We start from the raw sequence: 18462 nt of genomic DNA, 5'->3' as shown, positions 1-18462 counted from the left end.
GCGATGCCATACCCCAAAATGCACAAAAGAGCGGGCGCAAGGCCCACTCTTTGTCCGGTTTTACAAAAAGCTTGGCGGCTTTATACAGCCGGTTTGCGCAGAAATCAAGTCGGGATACCCACCAGCAGAGCCTTTCAACCGCGAGATTGCGTGTCAGCCGTGCGCGCGGCCTCTACCATCAGCAGATTACGGAAAAATTCAAAGGCCGCACAGGCACCATCGCGAACCATCTCATCTTCATTCTTTACAAGTGCCAAGCTATTGACCTGATCGACAAATTCACGCCAATGACGCCCTCGGCCATCTGCATGTGCTCCCAGATGACGCGCCCCGAAATCAGCGGTAAGACCGATCCCCGCAGCCGCCTTTAACAGAAAGGCAGCGCCCAGCGATGATCCCTCACAAACATAAAGCCAGCCAACACGCGCCATCCCGATCTGCGCTATATCTTGGCGACTCCTGAAATCAGGAACCTCACATCCCATGTCGTCAATATCCATCGACACAGCACCATATCGGCTTCGATCTGCCAGCCCCGGCATCAGTTGGTTCAGGTCATCGGCCACATAAAGCGGCCGCATTGCGCTATGAAATATATATTGCAGCCGAAGAAACCGTTTGTAGTTTTCCAGGCTGTCAAAGGGTGCCATTGCCATCACCATATCATCAACACTCTGATGATCGGTCCGCGTTGACTGTTTCAGCTCCGCCAATCGCGTTAGCTGGCCTCGCATCGTCTCTGGTTGTGATATCTCGTTCACGTCAAAGCCCCTCGTGACTGTTCTATTTGGCTAAACTGGCTGCTGGTAAACAGCCCATAGAATCTGAAACGATCCGGACCACGTGATATCTGAACGCCGCAATGTTTTCCTGTCACATTGGGATGTTAATCCTCTCGAAAGGCGCGCGCGAACTGATCCGACAAAGGTTTAAAAAGATAACTCAGTGCCGAACGTTCTCCGGTTGCCAAAAAGGTTTCAACGGGCATGCCTGGGACAAGCTCCTGCCCATCAAGTTTGGCAAGTTCGCCAGCGCCAATACGCACGCGCACCACATAATAACTCTCCCCCGTCAGCTCATCGCGATCCAACTCGGCGGAAATCCGCGACACTTCCCCAGACAATTCCGGCGTTGTCCGCTGGTTAAAGGCTGTAAAGCGTAGCATTGCGGTTTGACCAGGCATGACCTGTTCGATATCACGCGGATTAACATGTGCTTCGATCACCAATTCATCGCGGTCAGGGACAATTCCCATGATGCGATCACCACCGGCAACAACACCACCCACCGTATGAACAGCCATCTGATAAACTGTCCCGTCATAAGGGGCACGAATGTCAATCCGGCGCAGTTGATCATTAAGCGCGATCTGGCGTTGCAGTAATTCGGCAAGTTGCTGATCAATTTCAGTCAGTTCGGACAGAACGTCTGTCTGACGGTCACGATCAAGTTGTAAAATCTGCATTTCAGTTTCAGAAATCTGCATATGGGTCGCCGCAATTTGTGCGGTCAGGGCACCATGCGCACCATCAAGGCTGGCCCGTTCACGCCGCAATGCTGCGACCCGTGTAATCGGCACAAGTTGCTTGGCATACAGCAGCTCTAATCCGGCAAGCTCATCGACAATATGCCTGCGTTCCTCTTCATTTGCTGATTTCTGTGCCGTTAATCCGACAATTGTTTCGGAAAGCTGGGCCAGTTTTTGCGCAAGCTGTTGTTTTTCACCTTCAAGGCTGCTGCGCCGTGCCGCAAACAGGCGGTTTTCGGCACTTACCAGTTCAGAAAGCTTGGCATTCTGCTGTCAACTTTTAAAAGCATCCGGCAGGGACAGCTCATCATTTACATCGCGTTCTGCGACCAGACGCATCCGACGCGCTTGAAAGGCATCAAGCTGGGATTCGACAATGCCAAGACTGGCACGCGCCATTGTATCATCGAGCCGGATCAAAAGATCACCGGCCTTAACCTGATCACCGTCATGGACGTGAATTTCACCAACGATGCCACCATCGGCATGCTGGACATCCTTGACGTTGCTTTCGACCACCATTTTGCCAGATGCCACCACGGCCCCGGAAAGCTGGGCAAGAAACAGCCACACCATCAAACCTGCCATCAAGGCAAAGACAATCCCGCCGCCCCAAAACATATGCTTTCTTAATGCCAGTTGCGCCGCAGATAGACCCGTCTGTTGCCGGCCTGCTGCCAAGCGGGATACGGACATCGCACGCACAGATGAAACACCGATCATGCTGTTTCTCCTACCTGTCGGACGGTTTTGCGCAAGATGTCATCGCGCGCACCAAAGGCGACCTGACGTCCGTCCTGAATAATGGTTGTCAGGTTAACCGTCGCCAGTGCACCGGGACGATGCGCTATCAAAACAACAATGGCACCACGTTCACGCGCATCGCGGACTGCCTGCAAAAGCGACTGTTCACCCGCGCTATCAAGATTGGAATTGGGCTCATCAAGCACGATCAGGAATGGATCACCAAACAGGGCGCGCGCCAAGCCAATCCTTTGACGCTGCCCCCCTGACAAAACCACGCCACCCGCCCCGACTTTGGTGTCATAGCCATTGGGCAGGGACTGGATCAGATCATGCACACCAGCAGACCGGGCCGCCGAAACGATGTCTTCGGATCTGGCATCAGGGATAAGCCGGGCAATGTTGCGGGCAACCGTATCGTCAAACAGTTCAACATCTTGCGGCAAATACCCGATATGACGCCCCAGCCGGTCAGGATCCCAATGTGATAATTCAGCTCCGTCAATACGGATGGAACCACCCCGAATGGTGCCAATGCCGACCATTGCCCGCCCAAGAGTTGATTTTCCCGATCCGCTGGGACCAATGATCCCCAAACCATCTCCGGCCTTAAGCACCAGATCATTAACCCGCAACAATACTTTTTGGGCATGTACAAACTCCCCACCCGACGTTGCCACCACAAGATTTGAGATTGTCAGACCTTGCGTTGGCGCAGGCAACTGCATGCGTTCGGAATGAGCGTCCTGTTTACTGAGAATGTGATCCAGACGGGTGCGCGCTTGTCGGGCTGCGACAAACCCCCGCCAATTGGCAATGGCCTGCTCGACCGGTGACAGTGCGCGTGCGGTCAGGATTGATGCCGCCACCATGGCACCCGGCGTCACTTCCTGCCGGATCGCAAGATAGGCCCCAAGGGCAAGCACAATGGATTGCAACGCAAGCCGAATGACCTTGATATAAGCCGAAAATGTTGAATTAACGTCGCCAACGACGGTGTTTTCCCTCAAGTAGCGATCATTTTGCTGACCCCATTGGTGCCGAAAAGCCCCCAACATCCCCATCGCCCGAATGGCTTCGGCGTTACGGCACCCTGCTTCGACCAGATTGCTTTGCACGACTGTTTGCGCATTCATGTGCGCGACCTTCTTACGGGTCACCAATTCACTGACAAATGTCAGCGTTATTAAAACAATCCCACCGACCAACGCCAATATGCCAAGCCAAGGGTGGAAAACAAAAACAATCCCCAGGAAAAGCGGCATCCACGGCAGATCACAAATCGCAATAGGACCGGCCCCACCAAGGAATTGGCGAATTTGATCAAGGTCATTGAGTGGCTGCGCCGTTTCCCGACCATTGCGCAAGCGAATGGCAAGCGTCTGTTCCAATGCCTTTGGCCCAATCTGCTCATCAACCCGCCAGCCAATCCGCACCAGCATGCGCGCGCGCAGGGCATCCACACCGCCCAGAAACAAATAAAGACCGATCACAAGACCAATCAACGCCAGAAGGGTCGGGACACTCTGACTGGCCAGCACACGATCATAGACTTGGAGCATAAAAAGCGGGCCCGTCAGCATCAGCAGGTTTGAGATACCGCTCAACCCTGCAACAACCCAGAACACACGGCGCAAAGAGGCAATCGCGGATCCAATTGGTGATTGGGGGGTACCATGGACAGTGCTTTGGGCCGATATTTTGCCAAACACGTTTTTTATATTCCAAAGATGTTTTATGCTGGGGTGGGTGCCGCTGTTACGCGGCACCCTGCATCAAGACTTTGCGCCCGTTCCGCTGCTTGTGGGACGGGCCGTTTTGTTAAACGAAGTCAGTTGCGTCGATATCGGTGTAATCAACACCGGTCAGCGTGACCGTGCCATTGGCATGGGAGATCAGCGCATTGCCGCTGCCATCATCGGCAACAGTGACCGAGGCATAATCGATATCAAGAAGATCGGTACCGTCGGTAAAATCGGTCACGGTGTCGTCACCGAAATCTGCTGACGTATCGAATTCGAAGGTATCCGCACCGCCATTGCCGGTCAGAACATCATCACCGGCCCAGCCGCCGATGACGTCATCACCAGTGCTGCCGTTAATTTCGACACCTTGAGCAAAAGTCGTTTCAAGTGTGGAAGTGCTGCCGGTATAGATGCCGGTAAGCACGCTGTTGGTATCGCTACCAGAAAGGCCCAAACCAGAGATATCGACTGACGAATCGGAAAATTCGTACTCACCAGCAACCGCGTCATAAGCCAACGTGCTGCCGAACGAAAAGCCTGCGAGATCACCAGCAATGGTGTGCGTGCTCATGTCATAGGCAAAATCGGTTGCCCCGGCAGTCGCAAGAACAGCCCCGGTATAAGAGCTGCCACTGTCCAGATCAGCAGCATAATATTGCGTACCCGCCAGACCAGCAGGCACAGCACCGTCAAAGAAGTAGCCGTGATTGCCTGAACCGAGCGAAAAGTTCGCATTGAAGTCTTCAAACACACCATGCAGATCAACACCGTTACCGGATAAATCAGCACTCAGATCGATCGTAATTGTCATTTGACTTCTCCTGTCAGTTTGTTGCCCAACCAACGAGCAACTAAATGAGAATGACTCTTATTATACTGAAGAGTCAACAATAAATTTGTTTAAAAACAATTACTTAAAGTGGATACGCCAAATATCCGGGCAGAGTAAATCTGCCCGGATATCATGTTAAAAATGCAAAAGCGGTCTAGAAATTACCGCTGAGTGTGATAACTGCGGTTCGCCCAGGTGATGGTGCATAGGTGCCACCAGTGCCTTGGACATACCCTTCGTCAAGCAGGTTGTTTACGGCAAAGCGAAGCGAGACATTTTCATTGACCTCATAGGAGCTGTAGAAGTCGAAAACCCGATATTTAAAATACTCTCCGACAATACTGGACGAACTGGTGTTGCCGAAATTGTCTTGCGGATACACAAAAGTCGCCCGCATACCCGTCACCAGATCCTGATCAAGAAGCCGCACCCCACCATCAAGCGTGTATTTGCGTTTTGGCGTCGCATAGATCCCGTATAGCTGATTACCGCCGCCATAAATCGGATCACCGACACCAAGCGGGCTTAGACCGGTATTGGCATATTGGTCATAATTGGCATCGAGAACGAACGGATTATAGTCCCCCTGAAGATCCATATCCGACAGGGTAAGCGTCCCGCCGAGATAGTATTCACCAGCATCATATGACAGCTCCATCTCGGTCCCATTGACGTAAACCGGATCCGTAAGGTTGACCATTGCCGCGGCCATCTTACTGCTGATCAGCATACCTGGAATTACGACTTCGGTTGTCGGCTGCGGGACATATGCAATTGTCGAGTAATTTTCAATTTTTGATCTGAAATATGCAACCTTGGCACGGAAGCCATCGCCTTTCTGAAGAACGTTATCAAATTTGAAGTTAACGCCGATCTCCTTGGTTTCGGATTCTTCTGCCTTCAAGTTTGCATTCGAATAGAACGGAATACCGACATTGCCAATATGGTCACCACTTAACATCGCTTCCTGAATTGTCGGTGCCCGCATATTTTCACGATAGTTAGCAAAAAACTGAACACCTTCGATGGGCGAAATACTTGCGCCAAAACTCGGAGAAACCTTGCTTTCTGTAAGATCAATATCAAGAGGGGTCCCTCCATCCGAGCAAAGGTTGCCAGATGCAGCTACCGTCTCACACCAAAATGCATCCCCATTCAGGTCATATCGGTCATATCGAAGGCCGCCAGTAAAACTGAACATGTCATTCCAACCGTACGTCGCGTTGACATAGCCACCGTAAACATCACGTTTGCCGCTCGGCGTTGACCCTTCGACCTGATAAGAAGCACCAGCACCACCTAGCCCGCCCATTTCAGCCATCGTCTTGGCCTTGTCGTGAAACAGCTCCGTGCCGTAATCAAAACTGATGCTGCTATGCCCGTCTCCGATCTTGTCAAACGAGATATCACTGCGATTGGCAATATCAGCGCCCGTCGTATCAAGGGTGTAATAATTATCAAATGAGTCTGTTGTTACAGTTCCCGAAGCATTAATACGTGCAGGTCGGAATTGATGATTTTCAGTTCTTGTCCAATACAAACTGGAATTTAGATTGATAAGGACTGACTCCGGGTTCCAATTATGTTTAGCCGTAAGCGTATGCGTTTCGGTTTCATTGAAATCCGTATAAGTGTTGTTCACATCGTTTGTCTTGGCGTAGTCGCTCATGGAGCCGACATAACCAAGGTTGAGTTCCTGATCTTCATTCAAATAAACATTTGCCTTCAGAAGCCCAGATGTCTGACGCAGGAATGTATATTTTGGGCGCGAGTTTTCCGTCGAGTAGTAGTTGCCGTTACCTGTGGTAAATAAGCCCGGATTGTGAGCGCCCGCGCGATAATTACCAACCACCTTGCGACTGAAGGCGGCCGAGACATCCAATTTTGGGGAAACACGAAAGCCCGCCGATGCATCACCGCCAAAGTCATAGCTGTTCGTCCCATGGCTGATATTGACCTTGCCGCCCCAGTCTTCGCCCTCATCGAGAATGTCCTGCGTGTTTAAGGTCCGCATGGTGACAATCCCTGCCGATGCACCAGCCCCACCATTTTGCGTCAAATTGGATTTTTCGATCTCGACTTCAGCCAACAAAGCCGGATCGATGTAAACACGTGAAGTTGTTCCATGGGTCAGCTGGTTATAGTTCTGTCGTGCCCCGTCGATATTAACGTTTACCCGGCCCATTTCCTGTTGCCCGCGCACATTGACCGTCAGTCCTGGATCGCGGGCATCGTTTGAAATGTTGACACCGGCAACATGATTAAAAATATCGCGCGCTTCTCGGATCGGGGCCTTGCGCATGCTTTCCTGCGTAATCACGACAACCGACCCGGGCGTTTCATAGACTTCATCAGGAACACCGTTTGGGCCCAGATTACGAAGGGAGGCTGTCACTGTGACAGGCTCGGTGACATTTTCCGAACTCTGCGCATTGTCCTGCCGTGGGTCTGCAATCGAAATCGTGCTTTGGTTGATCACGCTCCATGTTAAACCGCTTTGGCCCAGCAAAATATCCAGTGCGGTCGCAGCGGTCATATCACCATTCACACCCGTACTCGTGGCACCATCAGGCAGCACACCGTCAAACACAACATCCACGCCGGAAATACGCGAAAAAACAACCAACGCACTGCTTAATGACTGTGCTTCGATATCAAAGCGATGTTGCCCAGCCTGCAATCGCACCGGTCCAGTATCAGCCTGCGCCAGTTCCGGTCCTTCTCGCGTTTGCAGTAAATTTTCATTTTTGGACTGCGCCTGGGCAACGGCAAAACCCGGCGCAGACATCACGATACCAGCACTCAATATTGCGGCCACGACCAGATGCGAACGCCCCAATGATGTTGTCGCCCCAAGCAAATTTTTATTCATCGTGCAGCACACACGACCTACCCCGTCGGAAGGCATATTCAATTTCTCCTGATTTCTCAGAAATGCAAATGCGTCGCATTCATTTCCTGTTACTTTCTGAGACGAAGAAGAAAATCAGTTATCTGAAATTAAATGATTTATTGTGAAAATAATTTTCATTATCATTTAATTTCAGAGGCCATCCACTGCATGCGGAAGGTTTTCCAGGGAATTATGCGGCGCGAACAACCGTAAGATATTCGGTGAATTGATCGACCTTTATCGACAAAACTGTCGAAAGCGCATCCAGAACATGCCGTGACCGGTCAAGATCAACGACAATTGTTACCTTGCGCGATTTCAAGGCGTCTCCAAGGATGACGATCTTGCCATTTTGCCAGCGTTCAAGAATATTGACGACGTCGTCAAGACGCTCGCCAATGAACACAAGTTGTCCATTCCGCCAGGAAAGCGCATTGCCGACATTGACCTTTCTTGGATCGCTGACCCAACCATCGCCATATCGAACTTCCTGCCCGGCCTGAACCGGCTTCATGGTTCCGCCAGCCCGTAAGACAAGACCATTTTGCTCGGCGATCACGGTTGTCGTGCCAGCGTAGTTTGCCACATCAAACCTGCCGCCTTCCGACCAAGTGGTTCCGCCAGTCGCGGCAACAAAAAAGTTTGTCCCTGCAACTTGATGGTCAAACCAGGCCTCACCATGATGAATGGCGACACCTGAAACACCCTGTTTCGCAACAAGTGACAGGGACGTATCGCTGGCAAGCATCGCTTTAACACCGCCCGGTAGAACCATTTCGCGGCGCTCACCACTGGCTGTTCTGATGTCTGCCAAGGGATGGAACCGATGCGCAGTCCATCCAGTGCCGACAACCATAGCGGCAATTGTGCCCCCCAGAAATGCTCGACGGCCAAGGTTTCTGTTGGTGTCAATTTGCAAACTGGAACTGCCATTCCACAAACGTTCAATTTCATCGAAAGCATGAAGGTGACTCGGATCTTCGGCGACCCAGCGCGCAAAAGCTTTTCGGTCATTTTCCGTTTCGCTGCCATCAAGAAGCAACGCAAACCAGTAAGCGGCCTGATCGCTCACGGTTCTTGGCATGGTGTCAAAATGTGTTTCCGGGATCATATCGGCATCGCCGTTCTTTATAAAACTCCCCCGCAAAGACGCAAATATACGCTTTGATGTGCGGGACCTGATTATGAGACGAGCGAGATTTGAGGATTTCTGATCTGGCGATCATTTTTCTTATGGTTTTTCCATCGCCTCTTTGACAACGCCTAAGGCCTTGACCATCCGACTGAAAGCCGTTTGGGTCGGAATCCCCAACTGCTCGCCAATCTGGACATATGTTTTGCCTTCGACACGGGCCAAAATAAAGACATCACGCAATGGTCGGGGCAGGGACTCAAGCACCTTTTGAAGGTGACGCAGTTCCTGACGAGACCAGGCAATCTGTTCCGGAGACGGGGCGTCGTCGGCGATGACTTCAAACGCCAGTTCAGAATCCTGCACAAAGGTCAGAATGCGTTCGCGTCTGAAATGGTCAATGACAAGATTGTTGGCAGTTCGATAAAGATATGATTGCGCAAAACATTGCTCAGGCAGGCTCGGTGTTGCAACAACCCGAACAAAAGTATCCTGCACAATATCATCGGCAAGATGCCACGATATCCTGCGCTGCCTCACAAAATGCAACAAGCGCCCGCGATAGGTTCTGAACAGATTATTGACATCCCAGTGCGTCACGGTCTGGACCTTTGGAATTGACCAGCAGCCACAGAAATCCGTAACATTGGAATGTGGGCATGCGGTAACGTCAAGCAAGTTGAATGCCCTACTTATCGCATATGACAATCATTCTCAATAAAAATTTGCAACTTTTGATACAGATGACCCACGCTCATTCCCAGTAAAGGCCAGAAAATCACATTTTACTTATTCTGGAAGATCAGACGCAAGGCAGCAAAGAGCTTAAAGCATACTATGCCGCGCGTGGCTTACGCCGGAATCGCAGATAATTGCATTTCTTACCCTGACGCAGCGCCTTTTGCTCATAGCGGGTTTTCACCCAGTCTTCGGGTGGCGTGCGCCAGTCATCGGCACCTTCGGCCAGCCATTCAAAATCGGGATGGTTGTGCATGTGTTGCAACGTCCAGGAGATATATTGCATATCGTCACTGGCAACCCGGAACTCGGCACCGTCTTTAAGCAGACGCGCCAGCAGGACCAGGTTTTTCGGGCCGATAAAGCGACGTTCAGCATGGCGTTTTTTCGGCCACGGATCGGGGAACAGCAAAAACGCCCGATCAAAGCACCCATCAACAAGCTTATAGAGCAACGGGCGCGAGTCATCGGCAATGATCCGCACATTGGTCAGGCCGCGCTCATCAATATGACGGGCAAGGCTGCCCACACCATCCAAAAACGGTTCAGCGCCAATAACACCGACATTCGGGTTTGCCTGTGCCTGACCCGCCAGATGCTCACCACCACCAAAGCCGATTTCCAACCACACCTGATCGGGCGTGTCATCGAAATAGCTATTGGGATCAACACCACCCTGATCAGGATAGCCAATGCCAAACTTGGGCATCAGTCTATCAAGAAGCACACGCCGCGTATCCTTAAGCGGCCGGCTGCCACGGCGGCCATAAAAGTTCGGGCGGTCCGGTGTCGGGATGGGTCGGTTACTGTTGCGCATTATCTTGTCTGTCAGAACGGAAACGAAAAAGTTCGAAGCATTAAAATCAAACGGGCGGCTCCAAAACCGTTCGGAGCCGCCCGCGTCATATCATGTCAGGCAATTTTAGCAAATCGCCCTTTTGCAATGATGTTACCTATGCGCCAAATGCCGACTTGAGATCACCGACCAGATCGGTACGTTCCCAAGAGAACCCGCCGTCTTCGGTTGGCTTACGACCAAAGTGACCATAGGCAGAAGACGGGGTATAGATCGGCTTGCACAGCGCAAGATGTTCGCGAATGCCGCGCGGGCTCAGATCCATCAATTGACGCAGAACACTGCCCAGTTTGATTTCATCGACATTACCCGTGCCGTGGTTGTTGACATACAACGCCAACGGCTTGGATACGCCAATCGCATAAGCGACCTGGATGGTGCATTTTTCTGCCAAACCAGCGGCAACCACGTTTTTTGCAAGGTAACGCGCAGCATAGGCCGCAGAACGGTCAACCTTCGTCGGATCTTTGCCCGAGAATGCGCCGCCACCGTGCGGAGCTGCACCGCCGTAGGTATCAACAATGATTTTACGACCGGTCAAACCGGCGTCACCATCAGGACCACCAATAACAAAACGGCCCGTCGGGTTGATGTAAATCTCGTCTTCTGCTGGCAACCAGCCACTTGGCAGGGCTGCTTCGACATAGGGCAGAACCAGCGCACGAACGTCGTCCTGGCTCAGACCATCAGCATGCTGGGTTGACACCACAACCGAGGTCGCACCAACCGGTTTGCCATCGACATAGCGAAGCGTCACCTGGCTTTTGGCATCCGGGCCAAACTGGGCTGCGACACCTGAATGACGATCTTTTGCCATGGCACGTAAAATGCGGTGCGAGAACTGGATCGGCGCGGGCATCAATTCATCGGTTTCGTTACATGCGTAACCAAACATGATGCCTTGGTCGCCGGCGCCAAGATCTTTTTCGCCGGCCGAATCAACACCTTGTGCGATATCCACCGACTGCTCATGCACATGGCACTCGATCTCGGCGGTTTTCCAATGGAAACCTTCCTGCTCATAACCGATGGCGCGAATGGCATCGCGGGCCTTTTCGATCATGACTTCCTTGGTCACACTTTCAGGACCGCGGGTTTCGCCAGCCAGCACCACACGGTTGGTGGTCGCAAGCGTTTCAACGGCAACACGCGAATCTTCGTCTGCGGCCAGAAAAGCATCAACAATGGAATCGGAAATACGATCACAAACTTTGTCAGGGTGACCTTCAGAAACGGATTCGCTGGTAAAAAGATATTCGGAAAGTGACATTAAGACTTTCTCCGGTAATGGGTTTCCAAAACTGGACCGGAGGGCTCTCAATACATGTCTGTATCGATAGCGCCCACTTAGCCTTTTTTTGTGTGGTGGCAAGCGGTCCAAATCCGTCCACAATCTGCAAGCTTTGTTCAAGCTGCATGACGCTTTTGCCTGATGATCTTTTTAAGGTCAAGCACCATTGACGCAAAAACGTAACCGGAAAATTGCATCGCGTGCATGCGATCCGGGGTTAAAAGAAAAGGACGCATTCCCGATAACTTTGGAATACGTCCTTAATTTGGTTCAGTCGTCAGGTCAACTTACTTCTGGTCAGGATCGGCCGCGGCAATTACGCCCATCGATTTGACCAGTTCAAAGACTTTCTTGCGCTGGTTCGGATCAGTAATCCGGTAGTAGGCACGCACAAGTTCGAGCGTTTCACGCCGGTTCATCGGATCATTGTCAAACGGGTCCGGGCTTTCGGACATCTCGCGGCGCTCGTGAACCGATTTCGACGAGATTTCATCGGGCATATCATCAAAGAAGAACGATACCGGCACTTCAAGAACACGCGACAGATCATAAAGGCGTGACGCCCCGACACGGTTCGCACCACGTTCGTATTTCTGGACTTGCTGGAAGGTCAACCCAATGGCTTCGCCCAGTTTTTCCTGGCTCATCCCCAGCAGCGTTCTGCGCAACCGAACGCGCGCACCAACATGAATATCAACAGGATTGGGTTTGCCATTGGCAGTCCGGCCACGACCGCGCCCACGCGTGTTTTTTACTATCGTGTTTTCATCCTTAGGCGACATGTGCCTTTTTCCTTCTCTCACTCCGACCTACCCGTCTTTATTTAGATGGGACAATCTCTAGACGGTTCGGTGCTTTAGACAGCCGCTTAAAGGGATTTTAAAAACCGATTATATCCCATAACGAGAACGGCGAGGAAGGCAACAATACCGTAAAATAGAATATCACGCCACAAAGAATATACTGTTGTATGGTTTTGATTGCTCAAAAGGGGGTGCACCAAGATATTACTTGTACTTAAGGGCAGTTCCGCAAGTTTTCGACCATAAGGATCATACATAATCGATACGCCAGTATAGGCCGCCCGGATCAGTGGCAGGCCTTCTTCGACGGATCTAAAGCGCGCTGCCGCCAGATGTTGATAGGGACCGGCACTCTTTCCGAACCAACCATCATTGGTGACATTCAAAAGCCATTCTGGGCGATTTGCATCATCCACAACCGCACCGGGGAAAATCACCTCATAACAAATCAAGGGTGAAAAACTCGGAATCCCCGGCACTTCGAGTGTTTTAGGCCCCGGACCAGCGGAGAAATCTGTCCGTCCAGCGGTTAATTTGGGAAATGGCAGGATGGACCGAAACGGCACATATTCGCCAAAGGGCACAAGGTGGAACTTATCGAAACTGGCTACGATCTCACCACTGGAATCAACAACCTGAACTGCGTTCCAGACCTTGTATTCGTCTGTATCGCGCGGATAGGTCCGCGGTGCACCGGTAATCAGGATATCATCCGGCCCCAAGACATCGGCCATTTGCGACCGTGCCACGGGTTGGTCTTCAACAAAAAATGTCGCCGCCGTTTCTGGCCAGATCACAATACGCTTTTGCGCCGGATCCATGCCTGCAGGCCTGCGTGACATATCAATTAGTTTGGTAAAATGCTGGCGCTGCAAATCAGACCGCCATTTATCGCGCTGCGCGATATTGGGCTGAACAATCTGAACCACCGGCACATTCGGATCAATCTGCGCTATTTTATCTGTTTGGGTAGGCCCGACCATTGAAAGACGTAAGGCACCACCACCCCAAAGGGCAACTGCAAGCAAAACCCCGGCAAGGGCGGCCAGTCTTCCGCGTTTTCCGGCAATGACAGCCGCAGGTAAAGTCGCAAAAAGCGCGGTTACCACCGATAGGCCATACACACCGATAATTGACGCAAATTGCATTGGTGCCGGATCGAACGCCCAAATATGCGCCAGCAGATTCCACGGAAAACCGGTCAGGATATGGCCGCGCAGATACTCCGCCACCGCCCAGAAAACGGCCAAAAGCACAGCACGGCGCACCAATCCGTCGGTCAAACGCCAACTGGCCCAAACAGCCAGCATCGGGAAAACCGCAAGCCCACCGCCAAGCCCCAACAGAGCAAACGGGATCATCCAGCCATAAATTTCCGGCTGAACCAGAAAGGCATGGCTGACCCAGTAAAAACCAGCAGCAAAATGCCCTGTTCCAAACCACCAACCCGCTGACAGTGCCCCCTTGTTGCACCGAACCCCTTCAAGGCTCCAGAGCAGCACGGCAAAACAAACCGGCAATACCGGGATCACAAAAAAGGGCGGCAGCGCCAATACCGCAACCGCCCCGGATATCAACCAGACAAAACGCCTGCGCCAGCCAGACAAGCCAGCAAGGCGTGCCGCCACAGTGTTAATCATCCGTTTTTTCCTGATTAGAAGTGCAATCACCGGGCACAAGCGTGTCACGACGCACCATATGAATGCGCAATCTGCGAATGCGGCGCGGATCAGCTTCAAGCACTTCGAACTGAATTCCAGTGGGATGTTCAATTAACTCGCCGCGCGCCGGAACCCGACCCGCCAGAGAGAACACAAGCCCGCCAAGGGTGTCGATATCTTCGTCTTCTTCATCATCAAGCAACCCGAAGCCCAGCTTTTCTTCAAGGTCTTCGACCTCAAACCGGGCATCGGCGATATAGCACCCGTCAGACAGGCGGATCAGCTTTGGCGCCTGATCAACGTCATGTTCATCATCAATCTCACCGACGATTTCTTCGACAAGGTCTTCAATCGTAATCAGGCCATCAATGCCGCCAAACTCGTCAACCACCAACGCCATATGCGTGCGCGACAGCCGCATTTCCGACAACAGATCAAGCACACGAATGGCGGGGGATACAAACAACACCCGACGGACGAGGGCATTCAGGCTGTATTCACGCCCAGCTGCAACACAGCCCAGCACATCCTTGATATGCACCATGCCGGCAATTTCATCGAGTGTATCGCCATAAACCGGCAGACGCGAATGCGCCTTTTTGACCATCACTTCAACCAGCGCATCAAGCGTGATGGTCTTCGATACGGCAACGATATCGGCACGCGGGATCATAACATCCTCGGCCGTCATATCGCGCAATGCGATGATATTTTCAAACAGGGACCGTTCATGAAGCGAGACGGGCTCGTCATCTTCTTCGGTCCGCTCGGCCAGCTCTTCGAGCGTATCGCTCAAAGATGCCTCGCCGTTGCGTGGCTTACGCTTCAACCCAAGGGCCGAGGCCACATTCCCCCACAAGGAGCCGCCGTCGGCTTCCTGACTGATCTCCTCGCCGATGCGAGGGCGCATACTCTCGTGGTCGTCGTCGCGTTGACTACTGTCGTTCATTGGTCGGGTTCGAAATCCTTTAAATCAAACAAGCTGTTCAAACAGGTTCATCTTCAATCGGTTCATAGGGATCATCAATGCCAAGTCGGGCAAGAATTTGACGTTCAAGTTCTTCCATCTCTTCGGCTTCATCATCAACCATATGATCGTAGCCGACAAGATGCAGCGTACCGTGAACGGCAAGATGAACCAGATGATTTTTCAGGGACTTTTTTTGCTCGATCGCTTCGCGCGCGCATGTTTCGCGCGCAATGACAATATCCCCAAGCAAAAGCGGCATATCAGGCGCCATCATAAACGCCGCCGCCTCATCCGCACTTTCAAGAGCAGCAAAGGACAAAACGTTGGTTGGCTTGTCCTTATCACGATAATCGCGGTTCAAAATACGCACTGCGGCATCATCGGACAGACGCACACCAATCTCTACCATCGAAGCAACCGACAATAAGGACGCCCCGTCGCCTTCATCGGGGGTACCATCCGTTGCAACGGCCTCATCGTCCCATAGCACACCATCGGCCAACGCCCCATCAAGGGCGGCAATAATCGCCGCTTCAATCGCGTCAATTTCGGCCTTTTCCCAAGCACCGGCCTCAACGTCGAGATCAAGATCAAGCGGTGCTGTCATTTTCCGCGCCCTTGTCTGCACCATCCTTGTTGCCGCGATAGCCTTTTTTCAGCCGGTCGCGCAGAGCATCCATCTCGTCATAGGCCTGGACGATCTTGGTCACCAGATGGTGGCGCACAACGTCGCGCTGATCGAACTTGATCGTCGCGACCCCTTTGACGTCACCAATGGTTTCAAGCGCATCACGCAAACCCGATTTTGTGCCATCAGGCAAATCGACCTGCGTCATATCACCGGTCACCACCATGCGCGATCCTTCACCCAAACGTGTCAGAAACATCTTCATCTGCATCGGGGTGGTGTTTTGTGCTTCGTCAAGAATGACAAAGGCATTCCCAAGTGTACGACCGCGCATAAAGGCCAGCGGAGCGACTTCAATCTCGCCACTTTCCATACGCTTGACCACAACATCGCCCGGAAGCGTGTCGTGCAAGGCGTCATACAGCGGACGCAGATACGGATCGACCTTGTCTTTCAAATCACCTGGTAAAAAGCCAAGACGTTCGCCCGCCTCAACTGCGGGACGCGACAAGATGATGCGATCCACCTGACCAAGGATAAAGGCCTGAACCGCCATCGCCACCGCCAGATAGGTCTTACCCGTACCGGCCGGACCGATGCCAAAGATCAGTTCGTTATCAAGGATCGCCTCGACATAGTCTTTCTGACGTTTCGACCGTGGTGAAATGCGGCGTTTCTTGGTCTGAATGGTCAGACGCGATCCGCCAAACATATCCTTTGTCTGGCCGTTCCACGGATCTGTATCATCAGGCTCGGACAAACGAATGGCACCATCGACGGTTTCAACATCAATCAAATCAACTTCCTTGTCGCGCAGACGGGCATACAGCTGAGCCAGCACCTTTTTGGCCTGAGCAACTTTTTGCGCGTCCCCGACCAGCGTCACGACCAAGCCACGGCTCGATACCTGCACCCCTGTACCTTCGGAAAGGCGGGTCAGGTTTTCTGCCTGTGATCCATAGAGCAACTGCGCAAGCGCGTTGTCTGAAAACTCAATCTGGTCCTGGTCTTTGGTCGGGGTCTTTTTGGGTGCCGCTTTTTTGGTCACCGTCTTTTTAGCTGCGACTTTAGGTTTGGTGGTTTTAGCCGAGGTGCCACTCACGCAACGTTCCTTTCAGAATCCTGATCTTTGCCCGTAACTGGGGTATCGACCAGCTCACCGCCCAGTGAATTGGGCCGTGCTTCAGTAATTTTCAATCGAACGATCTGGCCCAGTGCTGTCTCTGGCAAACCACTGACATGGACCGGCTGCATATAGGGGCTTTTGCCCACCAGCTGACCATCCAGCTTGCCAAACCGTTCCAGCAGAACGTCCATTTCCTTGCCAACACAGTTGTGGTTAAAGGCAAGTTGCTGTTCGGCCAGCAACGCCTGTAACCGCATGATGCGTTCGGTTTTGACCTTTTCAGGGACTTGCAATTCCATCGCCGATGCCGGGGTTCCCGGTCGTGGGCTGTATTTGAAACTGAAGGCCTGAATAAAGGTAATTTCGCGCACAATATCCATCGTGTCTTCGAAATCCTTGTCCGATTCGCCGGGGAATCCAACAATAAAGTCCGATGATAACGCCAAATCCGGGCAGGCGTCTTTGAGCCGCGCCACAACGTCGCGATAGTCGGCAACATCATGCTTGCGGTTCATGGCCTGCAACACGCGGTCCGATCCCGCCTGTACTGGCAAATGCAAGAACGGCATCACTTTTGGTAGATCACGGTGGGCCGAAATCAGGTCTTCATCAACATCACGCGGATGCGATGTGGTGTAGCGAATGCGATCAAGACCGTCGATGTCAGACAGTTCACGCAACAATCGCCCAAGTGTCCATTCCCCGCCATCGGGTGCGGCACCATGATAGGCGTTCACATTTTGGCCCAACAGCGTGATTTCACGTGTGCCTTGCGCCGCAATCTGGCGGGCTTCATTAATCACATCCATGCCCGGGCGCGAATATTCCGCCCCACGGGTATAGGGCACGACACAAAACGTGCAGAATTTATCGCAGCCTTCCTGAATGGCCAGAAATGCAGAATAGCCATGCTTGGAAACCTGTTCGGGCAGATGGTCAAACTTTTCCTCAGCCGGGAAATCGGTATCTATGATGCGATCGCGCCCCTTGGCACGGTTCGCACGTGCGACCATTTCGGGCAACCGATGATAAGTCTGCGGACCAAACACCATATCGACAATGGGTTCGCGGCGCATAAGCTCGGCCCCTTCGGCCTGCGCGACACAGCCCGCCACCGCGACAATCATCTTGTCGCCGCCATTGGCTTCCTTGGCTTCTTTGTGTTTGCGCACACGCCCCAGATCGGAAAAGACCTTTTCAGCCGCCTTTTCACGGATATGGCAGGTGTTGAGGATCACCATGTCGGCGTCCTTTGCACTGTCAACCGACTGGTATCCCAGTGGCGCCAAGACATCCTGCATGCGCTGACTGTCATAGACATTCATCTGACAGCCATAGGTTTTTACAAAAAGTTTCTTCGGTTCAGTCACGCCAGATCCGTTTCGCTCTCTCAAACGCCAAAAAGCGGCGTGACGAAGTCACACCGCAAAGGGTTCGGACTTGTTACCAAGACCGCAATGATAGATCAGATGTATTTAGAGACCCGACGCCAAATCGCAAGGTGCGTAAAATCAG

16 protein-coding genes are annotated in these 18462 nt (G+C 52.3%); all 16 read right to left on the bottom strand.

The window, feature by feature from the left end; genetic code table 11:
• Nucleotides 1-134: 134 nt before the first annotated feature.
• On the bottom strand, nucleotides 135-761 hold the full coding sequence (locus tag AC0VXT_RS20705; protein WP_475546910.1) for a biliverdin-producing heme oxygenase: 627 nt from the start codon (nucleotides 759-761) through the stop codon (nucleotides 135-137).
• Between the two features lie 125 nt (nucleotides 762-886).
• Complete coding sequence (locus AC0VXT_RS20700) at nucleotides 887-1756, bottom strand: HlyD family type I secretion periplasmic adaptor subunit (RefSeq protein WP_475548610.1); 870 nt, start codon at nucleotides 1754-1756, stop codon at nucleotides 887-889.
• 45 nt (nucleotides 1757-1801) lie between these two features.
• A complete protein-coding gene (locus AC0VXT_RS20695) occupies nucleotides 1802-2251 on the bottom strand; it encodes a hypothetical protein (protein WP_475546909.1) in 450 nt (149 codons plus the stop codon).
• Complete coding sequence (locus AC0VXT_RS20690; RefSeq protein ID WP_475548609.1) at nucleotides 2248-3900, bottom strand: type I secretion system permease/ATPase; 1653 nt, start codon at nucleotides 3898-3900, stop codon at nucleotides 2248-2250. Before AC0VXT_RS20690 ends, AC0VXT_RS20695 begins: the two co-directional genes overlap by 4 nt.
• Nucleotides 3901-4093: 193 nt before the next feature.
• The gene (locus tag AC0VXT_RS20685) at nucleotides 4094-4828 is read right to left on the bottom strand and encodes a calcium-binding protein (RefSeq protein ID WP_475546908.1); all 735 of its coding nucleotides are present in this window, start codon (nucleotides 4826-4828) and stop codon (nucleotides 4094-4096) included.
• A gap of 175 nt (nucleotides 4829-5003) precedes the next feature.
• Nucleotides 5004-7721, bottom strand: a complete 2718-nt coding sequence (locus AC0VXT_RS20680; RefSeq protein WP_475546907.1) for a TonB-dependent receptor — start codon at nucleotides 7719-7721, stop codon at nucleotides 5004-5006.
• Nucleotides 7722-7932: 211 nt separating this feature from the next.
• The gene (locus AC0VXT_RS20675; RefSeq protein WP_475546906.1) at nucleotides 7933-8853 is read right to left on the bottom strand and encodes a FecR family protein; all 921 of its coding nucleotides are present in this window, start codon (nucleotides 8851-8853) and stop codon (nucleotides 7933-7935) included.
• A 120-nt stretch (nucleotides 8854-8973) separates the two neighbouring features.
• Entirely contained in the window at nucleotides 8974-9474 is a 501-nt protein-coding gene (locus tag AC0VXT_RS20670) for an RNA polymerase sigma factor (protein ID WP_417824849.1), read from the bottom strand.
• 235 nt (nucleotides 9475-9709) lie between these two features.
• Nucleotides 9710-10429 (bottom strand): tRNA (guanine(46)-N(7))-methyltransferase TrmB, encoded by a 720-nt coding sequence (trmB, locus tag AC0VXT_RS20665; RefSeq protein WP_475546905.1) that lies wholly within the window; start codon nucleotides 10427-10429, stop codon nucleotides 9710-9712.
• 136 nt (nucleotides 10430-10565) lie between these two features.
• Nucleotides 10566-11738: a methionine adenosyltransferase gene (metK, locus tag AC0VXT_RS20660; RefSeq protein ID WP_417824851.1), complete on the bottom strand. Its 1173-nt coding sequence runs from the start codon at nucleotides 11736-11738 to the stop codon at nucleotides 10566-10568.
• Between the two features lie 308 nt (nucleotides 11739-12046).
• Nucleotides 12047-12541, bottom strand: a complete 495-nt coding sequence (locus AC0VXT_RS20655; protein WP_198413508.1) for a helix-turn-helix domain-containing protein — start codon at nucleotides 12539-12541, stop codon at nucleotides 12047-12049.
• Nucleotides 12542-12627: 86 nt separating this feature from the next.
• The gene (lnt, locus tag AC0VXT_RS20650; RefSeq protein ID WP_475546904.1) at nucleotides 12628-14202 is read right to left on the bottom strand and encodes an apolipoprotein N-acyltransferase; all 1575 of its coding nucleotides are present in this window, start codon (nucleotides 14200-14202) and stop codon (nucleotides 12628-12630) included.
• On the bottom strand, nucleotides 14195-15133 hold the full coding sequence (locus AC0VXT_RS20645) for a hemolysin family protein (RefSeq protein ID WP_475548608.1): 939 nt from the start codon (nucleotides 15131-15133) through the stop codon (nucleotides 14195-14197). Before AC0VXT_RS20645 ends, lnt begins: the two co-directional genes overlap by 8 nt.
• 76 nt (nucleotides 15134-15209) lie before the next feature.
• On the bottom strand, nucleotides 15210-15800 hold the full coding sequence (gene ybeY / locus AC0VXT_RS20640) for an rRNA maturation RNase YbeY (protein WP_475546903.1): 591 nt from the start codon (nucleotides 15798-15800) through the stop codon (nucleotides 15210-15212).
• A complete protein-coding gene (locus AC0VXT_RS20635; RefSeq protein WP_101301749.1) occupies nucleotides 15784-16869 on the bottom strand; it encodes a PhoH family protein in 1086 nt (361 codons plus the stop codon). Before AC0VXT_RS20635 ends, ybeY begins: the two co-directional genes overlap by 17 nt.
• A gap of 50 nt (nucleotides 16870-16919) precedes the next feature.
• The gene (gene miaB / locus AC0VXT_RS20630; protein ID WP_475546902.1) at nucleotides 16920-18317 is read right to left on the bottom strand and encodes a tRNA (N6-isopentenyl adenosine(37)-C2)-methylthiotransferase MiaB; all 1398 of its coding nucleotides are present in this window, start codon (nucleotides 18315-18317) and stop codon (nucleotides 16920-16922) included.
• Between the last annotated feature and the right edge of the window lie 145 nt (nucleotides 18318-18462).

The organism is Thalassospira sp. Z349TD_5 (assembly GCF_056173045.1).
Note: the sequence above shows the minus strand (reverse complement) of the source record. Positions and strands in the feature narration are given on the sequence as shown.

Excerpts from the sequence above, each read along its gene's own strand:
- AC0VXT_RS20655 (WP_198413508.1), bottom strand. The coding sequence starts at position 12,541 with ATGTCGCCTAAGGATGAAAACACGATAGTAAAAAACACGCGTGGGCGC.
- lnt (WP_475546904.1), bottom strand. The coding sequence starts at position 14,202 with ATGATTAACACTGTGGCGGCACGCCTTGCTGGCTTGTCTGGCTGGCGC.
- AC0VXT_RS20685 (WP_475546908.1), bottom strand. The coding sequence starts at position 4,828 with ATGACAATTACGATCGATCTGAGTGCTGATTTATCCGGTAACGGTGTT.
- metK (WP_417824851.1), bottom strand. The coding sequence starts at position 11,738 with ATGTCACTTTCCGAATATCTTTTTACCAGCGAATCCGTTTCTGAAGGT.
- AC0VXT_RS20695 (WP_475546909.1), bottom strand. The coding sequence starts at position 2,251 with ATGATCGGTGTTTCATCTGTGCGTGCGATGTCCGTATCCCGCTTGGCA.
- ybeY (WP_475546903.1), bottom strand. The coding sequence starts at position 15,800 with ATGACAGCACCGCTTGATCTTGATCTCGACGTTGAGGCCGGTGCTTGG.
- AC0VXT_RS20675 (WP_475546906.1), bottom strand. The coding sequence starts at position 8,853 with ATGATCCCGGAAACACATTTTGACACCATGCCAAGAACCGTGAGCGAT.
- AC0VXT_RS20680 (WP_475546907.1), bottom strand. The coding sequence starts at position 7,721 with ATGAATAAAAATTTGCTTGGGGCGACAACATCATTGGGGCGTTCGCAT.
- trmB (WP_475546905.1), bottom strand. The coding sequence starts at position 10,429 with ATGCGCAACAGTAACCGACCCATCCCGACACCGGACCGCCCGAACTTT.
- AC0VXT_RS20645 (WP_475548608.1), bottom strand. The coding sequence starts at position 15,133 with ATGCGCCCTCGCATCGGCGAGGAGATCAGTCAGGAAGCCGACGGCGGC.